6 protein-coding genes are annotated in these 5,795 nt (G+C 73.2%); 1 reads left to right on the top strand and 5 read right to left on the bottom strand.

Going from position 1 to position 5,795, the window contains the following annotated elements:
- Nucleotides 1-749, bottom strand: a 749-nt coding sequence (locus tag AC07FY_RS32885) for an adenosylhomocysteinase (RefSeq protein WP_479014093.1), incomplete at its 3' end; no start/stop codon positions are given.
- A 519-nt stretch (nucleotides 750-1,268) separates the two neighbouring features.
- On the opposite strand from AC07FY_RS32885, the gene lepB reads away from it, so the two are divergent.
- Nucleotides 1,269-1,913: a signal peptidase I gene (lepB, locus tag AC07FY_RS32880; RefSeq protein WP_479014090.1), complete on the top strand. Its 645-nt coding sequence runs from the start codon at nucleotides 1,269-1,271 to the stop codon at nucleotides 1,911-1,913.
- Nucleotides 1,914-1,977: 64 nt separating this feature from the next.
- On the opposite strand, the gene AC07FY_RS32875 is transcribed toward lepB, so the two are convergent.
- The 4 genes from AC07FY_RS32875 to AC07FY_RS32860 form a co-directional block, all read right to left on the bottom strand.
- Nucleotides 1,978-2,922 (bottom strand): cation diffusion facilitator family transporter, encoded by a 945-nt coding sequence (locus AC07FY_RS32875; protein ID WP_479014087.1) that lies wholly within the window; start codon nucleotides 2,920-2,922, stop codon nucleotides 1,978-1,980.
- A gap of 71 nt (nucleotides 2,923-2,993) precedes the next feature.
- Nucleotides 2,994-4,151, bottom strand: a complete 1,158-nt coding sequence (gene manA / locus AC07FY_RS32870) for a mannose-6-phosphate isomerase, class I (RefSeq protein WP_479014085.1) — start codon at nucleotides 4,149-4,151, stop codon at nucleotides 2,994-2,996.
- 40 nt (nucleotides 4,152-4,191) lie between these two features.
- Nucleotides 4,192-5,325, bottom strand: a complete 1,134-nt coding sequence (locus AC07FY_RS32865; RefSeq protein ID WP_479014082.1) for an SIS domain-containing protein — start codon at nucleotides 5,323-5,325, stop codon at nucleotides 4,192-4,194.
- Between the two features lie 32 nt (nucleotides 5,326-5,357).
- Complete coding sequence (locus tag AC07FY_RS32860; protein ID WP_037797711.1) at nucleotides 5,358-5,543, bottom strand: Trm112 family protein; 186 nt, start codon at nucleotides 5,541-5,543, stop codon at nucleotides 5,358-5,360.
- Between the last annotated feature and the right edge of the window lie 252 nt (nucleotides 5,544-5,795).

Here is a 5,795-nt window from a genome sequence, read left to right as displayed (position 1 = left end):
CGGTTGATGCCGTCGATGAGGGAGTGCCGGCAGCCGTACTTGTTGTCGAACTTCGACTTCGTCACCGCGTCGTTCACGTTGATCGCCGGGAAGAGCAGGGTGCCCTCGGCCATCATTTCGTAGAGGCGGTGGACACCGGTGGTGGTCTCCTCCGTCACGCCGCGGATCTCGGACGCGAGCTGCGTCCACTTCTGCGGGCTCTCGCCGAGGGTGCGGTTGAGGAGCGTGAGGATGTGGGCGTACTCCTCGGAGTCCGCGGTGGACGGGTCCGGGGCCGCGCCGGCCTTCTCGAACTCGACGCCCTTGTGGACGAGGAGGGTGGCGTCACCGCCGTCGTCGAGGATCATGTTCGGGCCGCCGGTGGGGGTGTTCGGCCAGGTCAGCGCCTGCTCGGTGCACCACCAGTACTCCTCCAGCGTCTCGCCCTTCCAGGCGAAGACGGGGACGCCCTGCGGGTTCTCCGGGGTGCCGTTCGGGCCGACCGCGATGGCGGCGGCCGCGTGGTCCTGGGTGGAGAAGATGTTGCAGGAGGCCCAGCGGACGTCGGCGCCGAGGGCGACCAGGGTCTCGATGAGCACGGCCGTCTGCACGGTCATGTGCAGGGAGCCGGTGATCCGGGCGCCGGCGAGCGGCTGGGCCTGCGCGTACTCGGCGCGGATCGACATCAGGCCCGGCATCTCGTGCTCGGCCAGCGTGATCTCCTTGCGACCGAAGGCGGCGAGGGAAAGGTCTGCGACCTTGAAGTCCATGGGTGCTGCTCCTCATGGTTCGAGAGGGTGGGTACGGCTGAGCCGTGCGCCTGCCGTGCCTGAGCAGGGGGCGGCGCACCGAGCACAGTCCGTCGGGGGTCCTCTCTCCCCTCGGCCGGTCACGAGGACCGCCCGACCGCCATCAGCAGCGACGCCTGACACTGATGACGAATCTACACCGATAGGCCCACGGTCCCCCAGTGGGCGGCGGGCCGGTCGCGGTCGGGGCGGGGCCCTCCGGCGGTCGGGTTCAGGGCTTTCCGGACTCTCGCGGTCTTGCCCACCTGGGGAAAGATGCCGTGGATGGGCCCGCGTGCTCGATCGCGCGATCCCGCGGGCCGCCCACGGCGCAAGGGCAGGTAGCGGCGGCTCGCCCAGGTGGGGTCCCCACCTGCTGCGGGACCCCGTCGGCGGGTCGGGCGCCGCGCGCCCGTACAGTTCGGCCGCACGTTCGGACCGATAGAGAGCTGGGGCGGGATCGTGGGAATGCAGGGCCGGGCGCCGGGACGCCGGCTGGGGGTGGCATCGGTGGTGCTGCTGGTGCTGGGCGGGGCGGTGAGCTGCGCCGGGGTTCTCGGCGGGTACGTCTTCACGCCGACGCGGGTCATGACCTCGGACCACATGCGGCCGACGCTCTCCGCGGGCGGATCGATGGTGGTCAACGTGCTGGCTCCCGGGGTGGACCGCGGTGACGTGCTGCTCTTCGACGCCTCGGTCTGGGGCGAGCGGGGCCTGTCCGTGGAGCGGGTGGTCGCGGTGGGCGGCGACCGCATCGCCTACGCGCCCGGGGACCGGACGCTGACCTTGAACGGGGAACCGCTGGAGGAGCCGTACGTCCTGAACGGCGACCCGGTGGCCGGGTCGGTCGGGGCGTTCGACGTGACGGTGCCGAAGGACCGGCTGTTCCTGCTGGGCGACACCCGCGGCAACTCCGCCGACTCCCGCTACCGGCTCGAGGTGACGGAGGGCGGGACCGTGCCCGTGTCGGCCGTGAAGGGCACGGTCGTCGACGCGGGCCATCCGCTGGTCGTCGTCTTCCGGATGGCGGTGTTCGCCGGGGCCGCCGTGCTGGGCGCCGGGGCGGTGACGGGCTTCGCCGCGCTGCGGCTGCGCCGCCGCGCGGCAGGGGCGCGACGCGGTGAACCTCTCCGGTCACAGCACTAGGCAACGGCGAAGGCCCCGGCGCGCCGTGGTGTGCGGCGCGCGGGGGCCTTCGTGCGTCCGGGACCTACTTGCTGAGCGGGGGGGTGGTCGTGGTCGTCCCGGGGCGGTAGATGTCCGGCTCCAGGTAGATCACGCGGGCGATCGGCACCGCCTCGCGGATGCGGGCCTCGGCGGCGTTGATCGCGTCCGCCACCTCCGTCGCGGTGTCGTTGCCTTCGACGGCGATCTTGGCGGCGACCAGCAGCTCCTCGGGACCGAGGTGCAGGGTCCGCATGTGGATCACGCGGGTGACGACGACCCCGTCGACGAGCGCCTCGTTGATCTTCGCGACTTCCTCGGTGCCCGCGGCCTCACCGAGCAGCAGGGACTTGGTCTCCGCGGCCAGGACGATCGCGATGACGATGAGCAGGACGCCGATGCACAGGGTGCCGATGCCGTCCCAGACGCCGTCGCCGGTCAGCAGGGCCAGGCCGACGCCGCCGAGGGCGAGGATCAGGCCGACGAGCGCGCCGAGGTCCTCCAGCAGGACCACGGGCAGTTCGGGGGCCTTGGCCCGCTTGACGAACTGGCTCCAGGTCTGCTGGCCGCGGACCTGGTTCGACTCCTTGATCGCGGTGCGGAAGGAGAACGACTCGGCGATGATCGCGAAGACCAGGACGCCGACCGGCCAGTACCAGGCTTCGATCGCGTGCGGATGGTTGATCTTCTCGATGCCCTCGTAGATGGCGAACATGCCACCGACGGTGAAGAGCACGATGGAGACGAGGAACGCGTAGATGTAGCGCTCGCGCCCGTACCCGAAGGGGTGCTGCGGGGTCGCCTCGCGCTTCGCCTTCTTCCCGCCGAGGAGCAGCAGCCCCTGGTTGCCGGAGTCCGCGAGCGAGTGAACGCTTTCCGCGAGCATCGACGAGGAGCCGCTGAAGAGGAACGCCACGAATTTGGCTACAGCGATGGCGAGGTTGGCGGCGAGTGCCGCCACGATCGCCTTGGTACCGCCCGACGCGCTCATGGGTGCAGGGTGTCCTTCCTTGCCACTGTCTACCGGCCGCACATTGTTGCAGCTACCCGGCGGACGCCGCGTCAGACAGCCACGGTGGCCCGGAAGACGGTGCCCGTTCCGGACAGTTCGGTCTTTTCCCCCGCCGGTACGAACACCGACTCGCCGGGTGCCAGCAACAGTTCGCCCACCCGGGGCGAACCCGCCGTGCAGAGCAGGATCTGCGGCGCGTCCGGCGGCAGGACGCGGGAGGCGGCGCCCGGGGCGAGGAGGAAGCGGGAGAGCCGGAACTCGTCGACGGGGGCCTCGTAGAGCTCCTCGCCGTCGCCCTCGGGACGCAGTACGTGGGGGTCGCCGGCCTCGAACTTCACGATCTTCAGCAGCTCCGGCACGTCCACGTGCTTGGGGGTGAGCCCGGCGCGCAGCACGTTGTCGGAGTTGGCCAGCACCTCCACGCCGAGGCCGTCGATGTAGGCGTGCGGGACGCCCGCGCCGAGGAACACCGCCTCGCCGGGCTGGAGTCGGAAGTGGTTGAGCAGCATGGCCGCGATGACGCCCGGGTCGCCGGGGTAGTCGTGGGCGAGGCGGGCGTACGGGGCGTACGGGCCGCCCAGGCGTTCGGCGGCGGCCGCGGCCTCGGCGACGGTGTGGGCCATCTCCTCGCGGTCGGCGGTCAGTACGGCGGTGAACACCTCGCGCAGCGCGGCGTCCTCGGGGTGGGCGCGCAGCAGGTCGGCGTAGGGCTTGAGGGATCCGACCCCGAGGCCTTCGAGGAGGGCTGCGGAGTGCGGTGGGGTGCGGAAGCCGCAGAGTCCGTCGAACGGGGTGAGTGCGCAGAGCATCTCGGGCTTGTGGTGGGGGTCCTTGTAGTTGCGGTGCGCCGCGTCCAGAGGGATGCCGCGCCGCTCCTCGTCCTCGAAGCCGGCCTCCGCCTGGGCGGGGTCGGGGTGGACCTGGAGGGAGAGGGGGGCTCCGGCGGCGAGGATCTTGAGGAGGAAGGGCAGCCGGGGGCCGAACCTGGCGACGGTGGCGGCGCCCAGTTCGCGCTCGGGGTCGGCGGCGATGACGTCCGGCAGGGGCTGCTCGCCGGCTCCCCGGTCGATGCGGGACGGCGCGCCGGGGTGGGCGCCCATCCACAGCTCGGCCTGGGGCTCACCGGTGGGTTCGACTCCGAGCAGGTGGGGGAGGGCGGTGGTCGATCCCCACGCGTAGGGGCGGATCGTGTTGGTCAGGCGGTCCATCGTCGTCTTCCTGGATAGAGCCGGGGCACGGACGTGTACCTCAGCTGTGTCCCCCGGAGGCCAACGCCAGGTAGGCGGTGGCGAAGTCCGTGACGGCGAGGAGTTCGGCGAGCTGCTCCAGCTCCACCCCCTCCTCCGGTTCGAGCTCGCTGATGGCCGTGTCGTGACTGAGGGCGAGCTCGCGCGCGGCGGGTGCGGCGGAGAGTCCGCCGGCCGGCCGGTCGCGCAGCAGGACGATGCGGGCGCGAAGGGCCTGCGGCTCGTCGACCCGGTCGCGGAAGAAGTCGTCGGGATCGGCCCCGGCGGCGAAGGAGCCGGCGAGCAGCACGCCGTGGGCGGGGAGCGCCTCGGGGAGGGCCGCGGCCAGGGCGGGCCGGCCGGCGAGCTCGGCGAGGGTGGCGGCGAAGCGGCGGCCGGCGGGGCCTGCGCCGTTGCCCTCGCTCCAGATGAGCGGCAGGGAGTCGGCGAGCTCGGCGGCGAGGGTCTTGGCCGGGTTGGAGTACGTGGCGACGGCGGGCCCGCAGCGCTCGGCGGTGCGGTCGAGCCGGTCGGCGACGAGCTGGAGGTGGTCGGGGGCGGCGCTGATCAGGCCGACCTTGTCCAGGAGCACCAGCAGCGGTGTCAGCAGGGCCCACAGCGCGCCGGGTCCCGCCGCGGCGGACTCGTCGTACTCCGGGTACGGGGCGTTGGCCATCGGTACGAGCAGTCCGTGCGCGCCGTCCACGGCTTCGCTCAGCGGTGAGCGCTCGGGGGCGACGGCGACGACGGTGCAGCCGCGCCGGTATGCCTGCTCGGCGAGGACGGCGAGGCCGGGTTCGGTGCCGTCGGTGGTGGCGACGAGCAGCAGGTCGACGGAGCCGGCCCAGCCGGGCAGGGACCAGCGCAGGGCGCCGGAGGCGTGCGCGACGCCGGTCGGGTCCAGGCGGATCACGGGCGCGGAGGCTCCGGCGAGGGCGCCGAGCAGGTCGGCGACGCCGGTGGCGGCGGTGCCGGAACCGGCGATGAGGACGGCGCGCGGGCGGCCGTCGGGACGCAGCTCACCGAGGCCCGCCTCGGCCGCGTGCCGGGCCGCGGTGCGGACTCGGGCGCCGGCTTCGGCGGCGCCGCGGAGCAGGCCCCGCCGGTCGGCGCGGGCGAGAGCGTCCGGTGCGTCGAGCAGCGACTCGTCGAGCATGGCGGCCTCCGGCGGTGTCGGCGCGTGCGGGGTCAGGCGGGGCGGCGGGCCTCGTCCACGAGGAGGACCGGGATTCCGTCACGGACCGGGTACGCGAGGCCGCAGTCCTGGCCGGTGCAGATCAGCTCGGGGGCCGTCTCGTCGGCCGACTTGTCCTCGAGGGGCGAGTGGCAGGCGGGGCAGGCGAGGATCTCCAGAAGACCGGCTTCGAGCGGCATGTGCGGGGTCCCTTCGGGGATGCGGGTGGTGCTGGGGGTGCGGCGAGGTCAGCGTACCGCCGAGTCACCTTCGGTGTGGTGTGACGGGGCCTCTGGGCTGCGCCGCGGCCGTGACGCTTGCCCGGGCGGGGCGGCGCGTGGCTCGGGCCGGGCTCCGCCCGAGGCGGAACCCGGCTCCGCCGGGCACCGGGCTCCGCCCGGACCCGCGCCTCAAACGCCGGCGGGGCTGGATTGGGCTTCGACCGCGTCGGC

Source organism: Streptomyces sp. NPDC045967 (assembly GCF_056430495.1).
This window is presented reverse-complemented; position numbering and strand designations above follow the sequence as displayed.

Bases quoted from the DNA above. Each gene is read 5' to 3' on its own strand.
- AC07FY_RS32860 (WP_037797711.1), bottom strand. From the start codon at position 5,543: ATGCCGCTCGAAGCCGGTCTTCTGGAGATCCTCGCCTGCCCCGCCTGC.
- AC07FY_RS32865 (WP_479014082.1), bottom strand. From the start codon at position 5,325: ATGCTCGACGAGTCGCTGCTCGACGCACCGGACGCTCTCGCCCGCGCC.
- AC07FY_RS32875 (WP_479014087.1), bottom strand. From the start codon at position 2,922: ATGAGCGCGTCGGGCGGTACCAAGGCGATCGTGGCGGCACTCGCCGCC.
- manA (WP_479014085.1), bottom strand. From the start codon at position 4,151: ATGGACCGCCTGACCAACACGATCCGCCCCTACGCGTGGGGATCGACC.